The sequence below is a fragment of the Microbacterium arborescens genome, from assembly GCF_030369635.1.
Classification (GTDB): domain Bacteria; phylum Actinomycetota; class Actinomycetes; order Actinomycetales; family Microbacteriaceae; genus Microbacterium.
Window position 1 is genome coordinate 399,275 of record NZ_CP128474.1, and the last position, 15,090, is coordinate 414,364.

The 15,090-nt window shown below is 71.4% G+C and carries 15 protein-coding genes and 1 riboswitch; of the genes, 10 read left to right on the plus strand and 5 right to left on the minus strand.

The features are described from left to right. Positions 1 to 88 precede the first annotated feature (88 nt). Together QUC20_RS01905 and QUC20_RS01910 are read right to left on the minus strand one after the other, a co-directional pair. The gene (locus QUC20_RS01905; protein WP_289330764.1) at positions 89 to 3,676 is read right to left on the minus strand and encodes an endo-1,4-beta-xylanase; all 3,588 of its coding nucleotides are present in this window, start codon (positions 3,674 to 3,676) and stop codon (positions 89 to 91) included. A 99-nt stretch (positions 3,677 to 3,775) separates the two neighbouring features. Beyond that, complete coding sequence (locus QUC20_RS01910; protein WP_289330765.1) at positions 3,776 to 4,354, minus strand: HhH-GPD-type base excision DNA repair protein; 579 nt, start codon at positions 4,352 to 4,354, stop codon at positions 3,776 to 3,778. A 55-nt stretch (positions 4,355 to 4,409) separates the two neighbouring features. On the opposite strand from QUC20_RS01910, the gene QUC20_RS01915 reads away from it, so the two are divergent. The 6 genes from QUC20_RS01915 (at position 4,410) to QUC20_RS01940 (ending at position 8,425) form a co-directional block, all read left to right on the plus strand. Then, positions 4,410 to 5,804 (plus strand): protoporphyrinogen/coproporphyrinogen oxidase, encoded by a 1,395-nt coding sequence (locus tag QUC20_RS01915; RefSeq protein WP_289330766.1) that lies wholly within the window; start codon positions 4,410 to 4,412, stop codon positions 5,802 to 5,804. A gap of 94 nt (positions 5,805 to 5,898) precedes the next feature. Further along, entirely contained in the window at positions 5,899 to 6,258 is a 360-nt protein-coding gene (locus tag QUC20_RS01920; protein ID WP_120263610.1) for a hypothetical protein, read from the plus strand. A 1-nt stretch (position 6,259) separates the two neighbouring features. Next, the gene (locus QUC20_RS01925) at positions 6,260 to 6,670 is read left to right on the plus strand and encodes a phage holin family protein (protein WP_289330767.1); all 411 of its coding nucleotides are present in this window, start codon (positions 6,260 to 6,262) and stop codon (positions 6,668 to 6,670) included. After that, complete coding sequence (locus tag QUC20_RS01930) at positions 6,660 to 6,926, plus strand: hypothetical protein (protein ID WP_289330768.1); 267 nt, start codon at positions 6,660 to 6,662, stop codon at positions 6,924 to 6,926. The genes QUC20_RS01925 and QUC20_RS01930 overlap by 11 nt, the downstream gene beginning before the upstream one ends. Positions 6,927 to 7,135: 209 nt before the next feature. Next, the gene (locus QUC20_RS01935; protein ID WP_120263607.1) at positions 7,136 to 7,936 is read left to right on the plus strand and encodes a uroporphyrinogen-III synthase; all 801 of its coding nucleotides are present in this window, start codon (positions 7,136 to 7,138) and stop codon (positions 7,934 to 7,936) included. Positions 7,937 to 8,005: 69 nt separating this feature from the next. Next, positions 8,006 to 8,425, plus strand: a complete 420-nt coding sequence (locus QUC20_RS01940; RefSeq protein ID WP_120263606.1) for a hypothetical protein — start codon at positions 8,006 to 8,008, stop codon at positions 8,423 to 8,425. On the opposite strand, the gene QUC20_RS01945 is transcribed toward QUC20_RS01940, so the two are convergent. Together QUC20_RS01945 and QUC20_RS01950 are read right to left on the minus strand one after the other, a co-directional pair. Continuing rightward, a complete protein-coding gene (locus tag QUC20_RS01945) occupies positions 8,392 to 9,213 on the minus strand; it encodes an ABC transporter permease subunit (protein ID WP_120263605.1) in 822 nt (273 codons plus the stop codon). The genes QUC20_RS01940 and QUC20_RS01945 overlap by 34 nt on opposite strands. Continuing rightward, positions 9,210 to 10,142, minus strand: a complete 933-nt coding sequence (locus tag QUC20_RS01950) for an ATP-binding cassette domain-containing protein (protein ID WP_120263604.1) — start codon at positions 10,140 to 10,142, stop codon at positions 9,210 to 9,212. The genes QUC20_RS01945 and QUC20_RS01950 overlap by 4 nt, the downstream gene beginning before the upstream one ends. An 86-nt stretch (positions 10,143 to 10,228) precedes the next feature. Between QUC20_RS01950 and QUC20_RS01955 the strand changes: the two genes are divergently transcribed. From QUC20_RS01955 to QUC20_RS01965, 3 genes are all read left to right on the plus strand, one after another. Then, complete coding sequence (locus QUC20_RS01955) at positions 10,229 to 11,299, plus strand: enoyl-CoA hydratase/isomerase family protein (RefSeq protein ID WP_289330769.1); 1,071 nt, start codon at positions 10,229 to 10,231, stop codon at positions 11,297 to 11,299. 103 nt (positions 11,300 to 11,402) lie between these two features. Beyond that, on the plus strand, positions 11,403 to 12,326 hold the full coding sequence (locus QUC20_RS01960; RefSeq protein WP_289330770.1) for a DnaJ domain-containing protein: 924 nt from the start codon (positions 11,403 to 11,405) through the stop codon (positions 12,324 to 12,326). Next, positions 12,323 to 12,994 (plus strand): class I SAM-dependent DNA methyltransferase, encoded by a 672-nt coding sequence (locus QUC20_RS01965; protein WP_289330771.1) that lies wholly within the window; start codon positions 12,323 to 12,325, stop codon positions 12,992 to 12,994. Before QUC20_RS01960 ends, QUC20_RS01965 begins: the two co-directional genes overlap by 4 nt. On the opposite strand, the gene QUC20_RS01970 is transcribed toward QUC20_RS01965, so the two are convergent. After that, positions 12,957 to 14,309, minus strand: coding sequence for a D-alanyl-D-alanine carboxypeptidase family protein (locus QUC20_RS01970; protein ID WP_289330772.1), 1,353 nt, complete (start codon positions 14,307 to 14,309; stop codon positions 12,957 to 12,959). The genes QUC20_RS01965 and QUC20_RS01970 overlap by 38 nt on opposite strands. 37 nt (positions 14,310 to 14,346) lie before the next feature. Next, a riboswitch (TPP riboswitch) is annotated at positions 14,347 to 14,456 on the plus strand. Here QUC20_RS01970 and QUC20_RS01975 point away from each other — a divergent pair. Next, positions 14,450 to 15,088, plus strand: coding sequence for an ECF transporter S component (locus tag QUC20_RS01975; RefSeq protein WP_120263600.1), 639 nt, complete (start codon positions 14,450 to 14,452; stop codon positions 15,086 to 15,088). Its footprint overlaps the riboswitch before it by 7 nt. The last annotated feature ends 2 nt before the right edge of the window (positions 15,089 to 15,090 follow it).

The following is a 15,090-nucleotide window of genomic DNA, read 5'->3' on the forward strand; positions in this document are numbered from 1 at the left end:
GAATGACGCGAACCTCGGAGCCATCGTGTGATGGGCTCCGAGGTTCGCGCTTTTCTCCGATGTTCGCGCCCGAGGTCGGGCGCGCGCGTCAGAGGGTGCGGCGTCGGCGCAGCGCCATGAACAGGCCGCCCGCGGTCAGGAGCACGGCGGCCGCGAGTGCGGCGCCCCACGGCAGCTCGCCGCCGGTCGCGCTGAGGCTGCCCGCGCCACTGCCCGCCCCGCCGCTCACGACGGTCACGGCCACGCGGATGTCGTCGAACCCGGGCGACGCGACCACGAGGGTGTGCTCTCCGATCTCGAGGTCGCGGGGAATCGCGACGGCGAAGCGCACCTCGCCCGACGCGTCGGCCGCGGGGATGCCGTTGACGACGATCGGATCGCTGTAGAGCGTGGCGCCGATCCGCTGCTGGGGCTCGAGGCCCGAGACCCGTACGGGCAGCGATCCGCCCTGGGCGACGCGACCGTCCCCGATGTCGACCGTCGCCCACGCGTCGGGCTCCCCGGGCTCCCCGGGCTCCCCGGGCTCGCCAGGACCGCCGGGCTCGCCGGGCGTGGTCACCGAATCGGAGAGGTGGATCACACCCCACCGCGAGGTGGTCTGGTAGCCGGTGCCGGTCGGCTCGGCCCACGTGTGCACGGCGAAGCGCGAGCCGCCGCGGGCGTCGTTGACCTGCGCGTCGAACCCCTGGAAGGTTCCGGCGCCGCCGAGCGGCACGTCGCTCTGCCCGCCCGACTGACCGACGAGGTCGATCGCCGCCTCGACGATGTAGCCGTCGGCCGTGCGCGCGGTCGCGCTCTCCAGCAGCCGTGAGCGCTGGAGGGCCTCGTTGCCGGTGCCGAAGGTGACGTCGCCGTCGACGGTGATGCGGATCTGCGTGTCGTTGGGTCCGTAGGCGCCGCTCTTGGTGTTGCCGAGGTCGAGGAAGATCTCGACGCCGTCGCGGTTCCAGGGATCGCTGTTCGTTGTGTCGATCTCGGGATCGACGACCTCGAACAGCGTGTAGAGGACGTTGTCGCGCCAGAGCGTGCGGACCGTCGCCGTGGCGCCGCTCGCGTCGCCCTCGACGCGCTTGGCGGTCTCGATCCGCGGGGCAGCCGCCCACGCGTCGTCGACGACCGCGTCGACGGTGAGCCCCTCGGCGCGCGGGACCTCGAGGTACGACAGCTCCTCGTAGAACGTCAGCTGACCGGTCGCGCCCGCCGAGTTCCAGGCGCCGGAGAGTCCGTCTGCGCCGAAGACACGGACGTCGAACGCGGCCGTCGCGCCCACGCTCGGGGCCTCGTGCGGCAGCTGGATGACGGAGTAGAACGCGCCGTCGACCTCGACCGTCCGGCCCGTGAGATCACCATCGGTTCCGAAGACGGACTGCTCGTTCCGATACGTGAACTCGATCCGTTCCGGACGCGTGCTCGAGCGGACGAGCACCGTGAGATGGTCGTCGCTCCAGCGCGTCTGGAAGCCGCCGGCGTCGCCGGTGAGCGGGTGTTCCGGCAGATTGCGCCACTCGGCAGCATCGACGATCGCACCGTCGAGGTCGACGTCGCCGCGGAACACATCGGCGGTCGTCAGGAGCGGCGGCAGGCCGTCGTCCTGGCCGATCGCACCGAAGAACGCCGACTTCGCGCTCAGGTCGCCCGCGAACAGCAGGGGCGCCTGCTCCGAGCGCCACGAGCGGGCGTCGGTCAGCCCCCACACGGTGACCGAGTAGAGACCTTCGGATGCCGGGGCCGCGGCGTGGTACCCGCGGAACACGTCGAACGCGTCGCGGTAGTAGTACCCCTGGCGCGCGAGGTTCGCGGTGGTCGCCGGGTTGACCGTGACGTCGAGCTCGGTGACCGCCTGCATGAGCCCGAGCCCGGCGAAGCGGTCGAGCGTGCTCGCGAGAGCGCTGACGGGCGTGTTGATCGAGACGTGGAACTGGTGGCCCACCCCGTCGAGCGGCGTGCCCGCGTCCAGCATCCGGCCGACGAGGGCCTCGTATTGCGAGCCCTTGGCGTCCTGCTCGGTGTTGTAGTCGTTGATGAACAGTTTCACGGGGCGGTCGGTGCCCGGCGCCGCGTAGTCGTCGTTGAACGCCTGGTCGGCGAGCCGGAAGGCGAGGTGGATGAACTCCTCACCGAGGACGTCGTGCCACCGGCTGGTCCGCAGCCCGTCGGGCGTCGCCTGGTCGGAGATGACCTCGTTGACGACGTCCCACGCGACGAGCGGGTTGGTCTCGGACCCGAACAGGCCGTAGTCGTCGGCGATCGACCGTGCGACGTTGTCGATGTGCGTCGCGAGCCGGTCGCGCAGCAGCTGCTTGTCGGCCTCGGAGTCGGTGAGCTCACGCCCTGATGCATCCTGGAAGAACCAGTCGGGGGTCTGCGCGTGCCACAGCAGCACGTGCCCGTAGAGTCGTAGGTCGTTCGCCGCCGCATAGTCGAGCAGGGCCGTGGCCTGCGGGTGGCGCTGGAACTGCTGCTGGTCGTCGTACCAGGCCTCGACCTTCATGTGGTTCTCGGGCGTGATCTGGTCGAAGTGGTGCCGCAGCAGGTCGGATGCCGCCCCGCTGGTCTCGCGCTGGTCGACCGCGACGCCGACCGGGAAGTCGGTCGTGTCCCTCAGCGGAGTGAGATCGAGGTCGCCCTCTCCCGCCTCGGGCACCGCGACCGTGACCTGGTCGACGAGGAACGGCGAGGTGTTGCCCGAGTTGTAGCGCGCCTCGATGTAGAGCTCGGCTGCGAGGTCGTACTCGGGGATGGTGATGGCGCCGGTCACGGTCGTCCACCCGGTCGGCGATACGCTCTCGGCCTGCAGGAGGTTGGTGTAGGCGACCGCGCCGCCGTCGTCGGTGCGCATCGAGACGGTCAGGCCCTGGCCCGGGTCTGCTCCGGGAGCGAAGCGCAGTGCCGCGGAGAAGGCGTAGGTCTGTCCCGCGAGCAGGGTGTCGGTGACATCCAGGAGGATGCCGTCGCCCTCGTGCGTCCGGTCCGTGACGAGCGCCGCGTGCGACGACTCGTCGGCTCCGTCCGGCACGACGTCGACGGTCGGGCCGGCGCCGCTCGACCCGGCCCGAGGCTGCCACGCGCCGAGGGCGCCGTCGTCGAACGTGCTCTCGATCAGCACGGTGCCGGGGGTCTGGGGTCCGCCGCCCGGATCTGTGCCCGAATCGCCGTCCGTGGTGATCGTGACATCGTCCACGAGGTAGGTGTAGGGCGCGGCGTCCGCGATGTCGGCGGTGCCGAGGTAGATCCCGACGGCCTCCGCGGTCGCGGGCGACGTCCACGTGCCGGTGACCGTCGTCCAGTCGTCGGCGGAGATGGTCGTGTCGCCGATCCACGTGTACCCCGGGACGCCGACCCAGCGCGCTCGGGTGTCGGGCGTACCGGGCGCGAGCCGTACGCGTGCGCTGACGGTGTACGTCGTCTCGGGTTCGAGGAATCCCGGCGCCGTCTGGATGCCGACGTAGTCGGCGTCGCGGCCCTGCACGACGAGGGCGCCGTCGGCGTAGTCGAGGGTCGAGCCGTCACCCCCGCTCTGCGTCAGCCCGTCGCCGAGCGAAGGGTTCGAGAAATCGTTGGCGATGACGGGGGCGGCGGCGGTGGGGGCCGCAGCGGCTCCCGTCGCGGCGAGCAGCGGTGCGGCGAGGGCCGCGGTCGCCGCGACTGCCAGTATTCGGGGTCGACGAATTCGCATGGTTCGAGCGCTCCTTTGCGCAGACCGGGGGAACGGATTGTCGACTACTCAAACATATCCGCCGCGTTCCGCCAGCCTTTTCGAAACCCCCCCCGGTGATCAGGAGCTCGCAGCCTCTTTCGCAGCGGCTTTCGTCGCACGCTTGTACTCGCGCACCTTCGTCAGCGACTCGGGAGAGACGATGTCGGCCACGGAACGGTATGAGCCCTCGTCGCCGTAGGAGCCGGCGGCCTCACGCCATCCGGCGCCGGTGAAGCCGTACTGCTTGCCCAACAGTGCGAGAAAGATCTTCGCCTTCTGCTCGCCGAACCCGGGCAATGCCTTGAGCCGTTTCAGCACCGTCGCTCCGTCAGGATCACCCGACGTCCAGATCGCCGATGCATCGCCGCCCCAGTCGTCCACGATCGTCTGACAGAGGGTCTGGACGCGGCTCGCCATCGATCCCGGGAACCGGTGCACGGCCGGCGTCTGCCGGAAGATCTCGACGAACTCCTCGGGGTCGTAGTCCGCGATCGCCGCCGCGTCGACAGAGCCGGCCCGCTCGCGGATCTTCAACGGCCCGGTGAACGCCGTCTCCATGGCGATCTGCTGGTCGAGCAGCATCCCGATCAGCAGGGCGAGCGGATTCTCGGTCAGCAGCTGATCGGCGGCGTCGTCGTCGGTGATGTGCAGGCTCATGCTCCCCATGTTCTCATCGGCCCGCGTTCTCATCCGCGAGCGGCAGGATGGAGGGATGACGGATCTCGTGACGCACGCCCACGACACCCGCGTCGTCGTGGTCGGCGGCGGTATCGCGGGAGCCGTGGCGGCTCTCGAATGCGCGCGACTCGGCCTGCGAGTGACGCTGATCGAGGCCGGCCCGCACCTGGGCGGCTCGCTCGACCGTGCGACGCTGGGCGACCTGACCGTGGATGCCGCGGCCGACGGCGTGCCGGCCTCGGCGCAGACCCTCGCGAAGCTCATCGACGAGGTCGGTTTGACCGACGAGCTCGAGACCGCTCGCGATGACGAGCTGTGGCTCGGTGCCGGTCCGCACGGACCCGCCCCTGCGCCGGCCGAGACGGTGCTCGGGATCCCGGCGAACCCCTGGGCGGAGGACGTCCGACGCCACATCGAGATGCGCGGCGCGTGGCGTGCCTATCTCGACCGCGTGCGGCCGCCGCTGACGGTGGGTCGGCGACGCAGCCTCGGCGAACTCGTGTCGTCGCGGATGGGCGAGCGCGTGCGCGACCGGCTGGTGGCGCCGTACGTGCTGGCCGTGCACGGCGTCGCCCCGGAGTTCATCGACGTCGACGTCGCCGCCCCGTCGCTGAACCCGGCGCTCACGCGAACCGGCTCGCTCAGCGGCGCGGTCGCACAGACCGTGCGTCCCGGCTCGCCGCAGCGGCGGGCTCCGCGCGGGGGACTGTTCCGGCTGGTCGATGCGCTCGAGGCCCGCTTGCGCGATTTCGACGTCGACATCCGTACGGACGCCGCCGTCAGCCAGATCCGACGCGATGGTGACACGTGGCTCGTGAGCGCGGACGACGCCGACGAGCAGGTGCCGGCCGATCTCCTCGTCGTCGCGGCGGACGAAGACACCGCCCGTCGGCTGCTCGCCCCGCACGTCGAGCTTCCTGCGAGCGCCGAGCCCCGCCCGCGACCGCTCGATGTCGTGCTGGTGCGCCTCGCGGGACTCGACGTACCCGAGCGCGGGTCGCTCGTGATCGGGCCGGGCCCCGAGCCGGTCACCGTGCGTCACATCTCGCGGACGTGGCCGTGGATCGGCGAGGCGCTGGCCGAGGACGAGCACATCCTGCGGGTGACGCTGCCGCACACCGACGCGTCCGATGCGGATGCCGTAGAGACCGCGCGCGCCGCGGCGTCCGATCTGTGCGGCGCGGTCATCCCGCCGGGAGCCGTTCGCGCCTCGGCGCGCATCACGTACTCCCGCGCGGCCCCCGCGTCGCTCCTGGGACACGCCGAAGCAGTCGAGGGCATCCGCGCGCGGACGCGCACGCTTCCGGGGCTCGCGGTCGTCGGCGGGTGGCTCTCGGGAAACAGTCTCGAGCGAGTCGCCGCCGACGCCGTCGTCGAGGCGGATGCCGCGCGGCACGCGGTGCTGTGGCACGGGGTCGATCCGGCATGATAGTCGGCTCCGCCGCGTTACGGGAGTGGATACCTGAGGCGGCATACGGCGATAGCCTGAGACAACGCAGCAACGTCGAACGTGAGGAGACCCCATGAGGGGCAAGATTGGCATCGCCGTCGGACTCGCCGCGGGCTACGTGCTCGGGGCACGCGCCGGGCGTCAGCGCTACGAGCAGATCAAAGAGAAGGCCCAGCAGATCTGGGAGCTCGACCCCGTGCAGAAGCAGGTGGGAAAGGTCACCGAGCTCGGCAAGTCTGCCGCCCTCGCGGTGCCCAGTGTCGTCTGGGACAGTGCGAAGAAGGTCGTCAAGGCCGCCGGCAAGAGCGGAACCCCCGGCGAGAAGCTCGACGCGGCCGTCGCGGAGGGCGAGAAGGCCGCCGGCGACGTGCGCAAGGCCGCCGAGCGCGATGCGCGCAAGGTCGCCGACGCGAGCGCCGTGGCGGACAGCTGAGATGAGCACGCCCCGCGGATTCCGCGACCGCGCCGACGACAGCCTGTTCACCCTGATCGGTGAGATCCCCGAGCTCGTCCGCAACCTCGTCGTCGCCGAGATCGACTCGGCGAAGGCATGGGCCAAGAAGACGGGCAAGGACGCCGGCATCGGCGGCGTCTGGTTCATCGTCGCCCTGTTCTTCCTGTTCTGGACGATTCCGGCGATCGGCGCCTTCGCGATCATCGGGCTGTCGTCGTGGCTGCCCGCGTGGGCCGCGTCGCTCATCGTGATCGGTATCCTCCTCGTGATCGCCGCCGTGTTCGCGGTGCTGGGCCTCCTTCGCTTCAAGAAGCTGAGCTCGCGCCAGAACCCCGCCCAGGCGATCTCCACCGACGCCAAGATCGTGAAGGAAGTGGCCGATGAGTTCTGAGCTCCCCGACACCGCCGTGCCGCTGGGCATCAACGACCCGGTCGAGAAGGCACGCGCCGAGCTGAAGGCCGCGCTCGCCGCGATCGAGCACAAGGCGAACCTCCCCAAGCGCGCCGTCATCGCGACCGATCGCGCCAGCCGAGAGGCCCGCGCCTATGCCGAGCGCAACCCGGCGGGCGCCGCCGCAGCAGCGGTGGGCGTCGCGGTCGCGGTGGGCGCCGTCGTCTGGGGCGTCGCCCGACTCATTGCGCGCTGATCGGGCGGCGTGATCCGTTCTCGGCCAACCGAGTCCGGATCGATACCTCCTGCCGCCGTCCCGCGTCCGTTGCGGAGTATGCTCGGAAACGAGGCAGCGGCGATGGAGCGAATGCTGCCGATGTTGCGCATCCGGGCCTGCACCGCCCGGACAAGGAACGTGCGTCGGCCGCTCTTCCGGGGGTGGTCGCGCCTCACGAGAGCCACCATATGCATGTCGAGCCCGGCCACGCAGAGCCGCAGAAGCCCCTTCGGGGGTGGCGCGTGCTCGTGCCGCGCGGGGGTCCCTGGGGTGACCAGGTAGCCGCTCTCCTCCGCTCGCACGGAGCCACGCCGGTCATCGCCCCGCTCATCAACTTCGCGCCCACGACGGACGTGGCCGACCTCGAAGGGGCACTCGCCGAACTCGCGGCCGGCGCCTTCGACTGGATCACGCTGACGAGCGCGACCACCGTCGACGTCCTGTACGCCTATCGCGCCGAGATCCCGGCGCAGACGCGCGTTGCGGCCGTCGGCGAGACCACGGCCGCTGCGCTGACAGCCGTGGGTTACCGCGTCGACCTGGTCCCCGATGAGGACGACTCGGCCGCGGGCCTGGCCGAGCAGATCCTCGCGATCGAGGCCGAGCCGACGCGTGTCCTCGCGCTGCGCAGTGAAGTCGCCAAGCCCGTGCTGACCCGCATGCTCGTCGAGGCAGGTCACGACGTCCGCAGCGTCGTCGCCTACCGGACGGTGGGTGTGCCGGTGACCGACCGCATCGCCGCCGATGTCGCGAGTGGCCGCATCAACGCGGTGCTCGTGACCAGCGGGTCGGTCGCCGAGCAGGTCAGCGAGCAGTTCCCCGAGCTCCCCGCATCGACTCTGATCGCGGCGATCGGTCCCCGGACGGCGCGCGACGCGCGCAAGCTCGGTCTCAGCGTCGATGTGGTCGCCGCCGAGACGACCATCTCTTCGCTCATCGACGCGATCTCCCGCCAGCCGGCACCGGCATCCGACGCCCCTGCCCCATGACGTGAGCGCGGCCGCGATCGTTGCCGGTCTGTGAGCATTCCCTGAGCGTCCGACTGGCAGACTGGACCCATGGTGACCCTCCTGCTCGACTCCGCGCAGCTCGAGATCGTGCTGTCCGCGACCGAGCGCGCAGCGGCATTCCGCCAGCGGAATGTCCTGGTGTCACGCGAGAACATCGCGCGGGTGCAGCTGACGGATGACGCGTGGTCGTGGCTGCGCGGCGTTCCCCGCCCGGGTCTGTTCGTGCCCGCGGTGATCGCAGCAGGTTCGTTCGAATCGGCGGGTGGCACTGACTTCGTGCTCGTGCGGCGTCGCCGTCCGTCGGTCGTCGTCGATCTCGAGGGCGACGACGAGTTCCAGCGCCTGATCCTGACGACGCGGCACGGGGTCGCGCTCGTGCGGGCGCTGCGCCTCGACGTCGAGGACGAGCCCGCCGATGTCGCCGATCTGGTCGATCAGGCGACGTCGCGCCGCCACGACACCGCGTAGCCGATCACGGCGAACACGACGACGTAGGCCGCGAGCACGAGGCCGCCCGCCCACCAGTCCAGCGACTGGCTCGCACCGCCGCCCATCGCCGCGTAGATGCTGTCGCCCGCGAGCGCATCCGATGCGGCGCCCGGAAGGAAACGCACGACGTCGGCGAGCCCCTCGACCATGCTCGCGCCCACGCGGGCGATCGGCTCTACGAACTGGGTGAACGCGAGGATGCCGACGACGGCGGCGATCTGATTACGGATCAGGGTGCCGAGGGCGATGCCGAGGAGTACCCAGAGGACGAGGGCGAGCAGCATCCGCCCGAGGAAGGCCCACGTCTCGGGACGCGCGAGCTGCGGGTCGACGCCGAACAGCGCCAGCATCCCGCCCCCCGCCGCGACCGTCGAGCCGACGGCTGCGACACCGAAGACAAGACCCATGACGACGCCCGCGAGCATCTTCGCCGACAACGCGATGCCGCGACGGGGTGTTGCGAGGAAGGTCGGCGTCAGCGTCTTGTGGCGGTACTCGCCGGTCACGAGCAGTGACCCCACGACGAGCGGGAACACGTATCCCATGGCGGTCGCGAGCCCGTAGATGAGGCTCGGGAGCCGGTCACCGAGACCCGTCGGCAGCGACGTGGTGCCGGGGAGCGAGCCGTTCTCACCCGCTGCGAAGACGGCGGCCATGCCGCCGGCCGTTCCGCCGATGTACAGGACGAGGACGATGAGGAGCACCCACCAGACCGAGGTGGAGAACTGCTTGCTGAGTTCCGAGCGCGTCGCGTTCACGAGGTTCATCGCTTCTCCTCGCCGTTCTCGGCAGACGGGTGGACGCGGGTGCCGCTGACGAGCTCGAGGAAGACCTCTTCGAAAGCCGGGCCCTTCCGCTGCAGCGCGGTGAGAGCGATGCCGGCGTCGGCGGCGATGCGTCCGACGGTCGGGGCGTCGGCGCCGCGCACGGCGAGGCCGGTGCGACGTTCATCGCTCTCGAAGCCCGCGGCCGCGATGGCACGCCGTAGCGCTTCACGATCGTCGGCGTCGACGACGGTAGCGATCTCGTCCTGCGGCACGACGTTCTCGATCCCGCCCTGATAGACGAGGTGGCCGCGGGTGATGATCATGAGCGAATCGACCGACTGCTGCACCTCGGCGAGCAGGTGCGACGAGACCAGAACGGTGCGCCCCTCCGCAGCGAGGTCGCGGAGGAACCGGCGGATCCAGCGGATGCCTTCGGGGTCGAGGCCGTTCGTCGGCTCGTCGAGGACCAGGACGCCGGGGTCGCCGAGCAGCGCGTAGGCGAGCCCGAGGCGCTGCCGCATCCCGAGTGAGAACCCGCCGACCTTGCGCCCGGCGACATCGCCGAGCCCGACGATGCCGAGGGCGTCGTCGACACGAGAGGCAGCGATGCCCGCCGCATGGGCGTAGACCCGCAAGTGCGCCGCGGCCGACCTGCCGGGGTGGAAGCTCGATGACTCGAGGACGGCGCCGACCGTCTGAAGCGGATGCTTCAGGTCGCGGTAGCGCCGGCCGCCGATCGTGGCCGACCCCGACGTGGGGGCGATGAGCCCCAGAAGCATCCGCAGCGTCGTGGTCTTGCCCGCGCCGTTGGGGCCGAGGAAGCCGGTGACCGCCCCCGGCTCGACCCGTGCCGTCAGACCGTCGACGGCCGCGACGGGGCCGAAACGTTTGGCCACGTCGGTGAACTCCAGCACCTGTCCGTCCGCCATCGCGCCCCCTCTCGCCGGGTGGTTCGGGTCCCATCCTGCCCGACACGCCGCGTTCACCGCGAACTCCGGGCGGTAGCGTGGCGAGGGTGACCGACGCCGCTGCATCCGATTCGCGTGTCCGGGCCCGTGTCGATCGTGCGCTCGGACACCTCACGCTCGACCGGCCGCGAGCCATCAACGCACTGGACCTCGGCATGATCCGGAGTCTCGCCGCGGCGCTCGACGCATGGGAGCACGACCCCGGTGTCGACGCCGTTCTGCTCGACGGCGCGGGGGAGCGCGGGCTGTGCGCCGGGGGCGACGTCCGGGGCCTGTACGACCAGATCGTCGCCGGTGATGTGGCCGAGACCGCGCACTTCTTCCGGGCCGAGTACGCACTCAACGCACGCATCGCCGCGTACCCGAAGCCTGTCGTCGTGTTCGCCGACGGCGTCACGATGGGCGGCGGCATCGGGCTCGCCGGGCATGCGGCGGTGCGCGTGGTGACCGAACGATCGCGTCTCGCGATGCCCGAGGTCCGCATCGGCTTCACCCCCGACGTCGGGGGCAGCCTGCTGCTCGCGCGAGCGCCGGGGCACGTGGGGGAATACCTCGCGCTGACGGGCGAGTCGATGGATGCCGCCGACGCGATCTACGCCGGCTTCGCCGACCACCTCGTTCCGTCGGAGCGGCTCGACGACCTGCGCGACGCCCTCGTCAGCCGAGCCGATCCGCAGACGGCGACCGAGCTCGTCCTGCTGTTCGACGAGACCGCGGGGCCCGCCCGCCTGGAGGCCGCGCGGCCCTGGATCGACGCCGCCTTCGCCGCGGATTCGGTCGTCGAGATCATCGGGCGGCTGCGCGAGCGCGACGAGTCGGACGCCCGAGCTGCAGCCGATCTGCTCGACACCCTCCCCCCGACTGCGCTCGCCGTCACCCTCGCGGCCGTCCGTCAGGCCCGCGCCCGGAACGAGCTCCGAGCGGTGCTGGCCCAGGAGTACGCCCTGGTGCTGTGGTTCGCCCAGACGCAACCCGACCTCGTCGAGGGCATTCGCGCGCGACTCGTCGATAAGGACGGGTCGCCGTCATGGTCGCCGGCATCCCGCGACGATCTCGATCCCGAGATCGTGACGCAGGCATTCGCCTTCGAGCCCGTGCCCGCCCTATGGACTGACTGAGTTCCGTCGGGCTCCCGGACTGCGCCCGGCCACGAGGTAATAGTCTCGGGATGCTGTGCGTCCGCGCCGTCCCGGGGCCGCGACGCACGAGGGAGGGTTCTTCGTGTTCGACAGTCCGCTGTCCGCCTCGGCGTACGACGTGCTCGGGGTCGCGCCCGACGTCGACGACGAGGAACTGCGCCGCGCTTACCGCCTGCGGCTTCGGCAGACCCATCCCGACACCGGTGGCGACGCCGTCGCGTTCGTGCAGGTGCAGCGCGCCTGGGATCTCGTCGGAACGGCCACCGCCCGCGCCGCCTACGACCGGGGGCACGGTTTCACCGCCGCCCCGGACTTCTCACCCGGGGCCTCGACGTGGCGGCCGCCGCAGCGTCCCGCCGACACGCGCCCGCGGGCTCGTTCCTTCGGCCAACCCGGCGGCTGGCGCCGCGAGCGCTACCTGACCCTCATCCGCGAGTGGGTCGGACGCGGAGCGCCGCTCGACGACCCGTACGACCCTGCCCTCGTGCGCACCGCGCCGCACGAGATCAGACGGCTGCTGGCCGATGCGCTCGCCGAGGAGGCGACCGCCCGCGTCGTCGCCGACCTCGGCATGGGCTACACGGTCTGGCACGACGTCGCCGCCGATCCGCGCGACCCCGACGTGAAGCTCGACCACGTCGTGCTCGGGCCCTCGGGCCTTTACGCCGTGCTGTCGGAGGACTTCGGCGCGCCCGTGCGCACCCGCCGGGGCGAGTTGATCGGCGAGGGGGTCGACTCCCCGATCGCGACGCTCGTGCACCGGGCGCGTGCGCTCAGCCGCGCTGCCCGGGTGAAGTTCAGCGGCGTCATCGTGGTGCTCCCCGACGACGACGTCGTGCAGGCCATCGAGGAGCTCGGCCGCGTGCGCGGGCTCGCGGTCGCGGTTGTCGGCCGCTCCGCGCTCGCCACGGTGCTGCGCCGGGGGGTCGCCGGTGCGCGTGAGATCGGCGGCAACGAGCTCTTCGACGTGCGCACCCGGCTGCAGCAGACGGTGCGGTTCGTGTGACGTCCCGAGCAGCCGTGCGAGCGGCCTACGACACGGTCGCGGCCGACTACGCGGCTCTGCTGCCCGATGCTTCGTTCGAATCCCCGGAAGACGTCGCCCTGATCGATCGGTTCCTCGACCTGCTCCCGAGCGGCGCCCGTGTGCTCGACGCCGGATGCGGGGCGGGGCGGATGCTGCACCTGATGCGCGAGCGCCGGCCGGACCTGCGCCTCGTCGGCCTCGACCTCTCGCCGCAGATGATCGGGCTGGCGCGCGCGGGCTGTCCGTTCGCCGATCTCGCCGTGGGCGACCTGGCGGACGTGCCGTTGCCCGACGGATCCGTGGCCGGCGTGCTCGCCTGGTACTCCGTGATCCATGACGGCACGGACGAGCTCGACCTCATCGCCGACGAGTTCGCCCGGGTCTCGACGGCGGGCGGCCTCGTGCTGCTGGGTTTCCAGAGTGGCCGCGGCACGCGTCGGATCGACCGGGCGTACGGTCACGACGTCTCGCTCGATGCGGTTCTGCACGACCCCCGCGAGGTCGCGGCAGCCTTCGCGGCTCGCGGATTCGCCGTGCTCGACCAGCGCGAGCGGCTCGCGCGGGGTGGTGAACCGCACCCACAGGGGTTCGTGCTGGCGCGACGCGAGGTCAGCCTGCTAGGCCCCACAGCTGCAGCGGGTGGCTGAGGCGCCACCAGATGTCGGGATCGGGGATGTCCGAGGTCAGACGCAGGGCCGTCGTCGCTGATCCGAGGGGGCCGGTGAGGGTGAGCTCGCCCGCCTGGTCGTCCGCGTCGCGGGCGTCTCCGAGGTCGACGCTCGCGGCCGCCTGAGCGGACTGCGTGTTCCAGAGGGCGACACGGATGTCGGCTTCGGTGACGATCTCGGCGGTCGCTCCCCACGGAGTCGTCGCGGTGCCGGCGACGGTTCCCGCGGGGAGGACCGGTGACGCCGAGATCTCGGCGATCGTGCGATCGAGCAGCGCGGCCGTCGCCGAGTGGCGGGTTTCGTCGTCGGGCTGGTCGAGGGCGGTCGCGAACACGCGCACGTTGACACCGTCGAGGTCGGTGTCCTTCGCCGCGACGAGGTTGTAGGAGCCGTACAGGCTGCCCGTCTTGACCCCGACGACGGCGGGGTCGGCGAGCAGGGCGTTCGTGTTCTCGACGAACCCGGCACCCGGCAGCTCGACGGAGCGCTGGGCCACGATTCCCGAGATGACGGGGTTCGACATCGCGCTCTCGGCCAGGGCGATGACCGATGCCGGTGCCGCCGTGTTGCCGGGATCGATTCCGCTCGAATCGACGACGGTGACGCCGCCGAGGTCGTGCGCCCGCAACCAGGCGTTCGCCGCCTCGACGTAGGCGTCCTCGTCGGGCCAGAGATCGAACACGAGGCGGTCGGCGTAGTTGTTCGCCGAGCCGATCAGCACGCCCTGCAGCAGCTGGTACTGGGTCAGCACCCCGCCGACGGGAACGTCCAGAGCCGACTGGTCGTCGGCGATGTACGCGCGGTACTCCCGACGGTCGGCGGCGGTGAAAGCGAACTCGGGGCCTTGTTCGCCGTCGGCGAGCGGCATCCGGTCGAGCACGACGAGGGCGGTCACGAGCTTGGTGATGCTCGCGATCGACTCCGGCTCGCCCGACGACGCCGACACGGCGGCGAATCCGCCGACGGCCGTCGCCCCGGCGCCCTCGGCGGGCCACGCGGGCTGGGCGATGGCGGCGGCGGGAGCCGCGACGGCGGCGGGCAGGATCTCGGGCGCGACGGCATCCAACGGCCACATCAGCGTCGCCCCGGTGTACCCGCCTGCGACGAGCACGGCCACACCGAGCGTCGTGAGCACGGCCGGCGCCGCCGACCGGCGCGGCCGCTCGGTGAGCAGTTCGGCGTGCGCGAGCGTGTACGGACCGGCCGAGGCAGCTGCTTCGCGGTGCCCGTTCGCGCCGGTGACCGCGTCGTCGTCGACCCACGCGAGGGCGACGCGCGAGTCGGGAGATGTCACCCGCCCAACGTACAACGCGCGTGCGCCGATATACTTCATCGACAACCACGGGAGTCCGGTGAGCCGGGCTGAGAGGAAGCGATCCACGCTTCGACCGTCGAACCTGATCCGGATCATGCCGGCGCAGGGAGGAGAGAGAAATGCACGCTGCTGCGTCCACCACCGAGCCCACCGATCGTCGTCCCGGGCACGCGCCCGGCCGCTTCCGCTGGCGCGTCGTCGACATCGTCGTCGCGAGCGTCATCGGTGTCGCCTGCGCCGCGGTGTTCCTCCTGTGGAACGTCGCATATCAGGGGCCGTCGGCCGCATTGACGCCGCTGCTCCCGGGCCTGCAGGGCCTGCTCGCGGGGCCCTGGCTCATCGCCGGCGTGCTCGGCGGCCTCATCATCCGCAAGCCCGGCGCGGCGTTGTACACCGAACTGCTGGCGGCCGTGATCTCGGCGCTCGTCGGCAATCAGTGGGGACCCCTGACGATCGTGTCCGGCCTCGTGCAGGGATTCGGCGCCGAACTGATCTTCCTGGTCTTCCTCTACGCGGCGTGGCGTCTGCCGGTCGCCCTCCTCGCGGGCGCGGGCGCGGGACTTGCCGGTGGCATCAACGACCGCATCCTCTGGTACCCGGGCGCCGACACGCTCTTCACGTCGGTCTACATCGCCTCGACGACGCTGTCGGGCGCGGTGATCGCAGGTCTCGGCGGCTGGCTCATCACACGTGCCCTGGCACGCACCGGGGCGCTCAGCCGGTTCGCGGCCGGGCGCGAAGCCACCGCCCGCGTCTGACG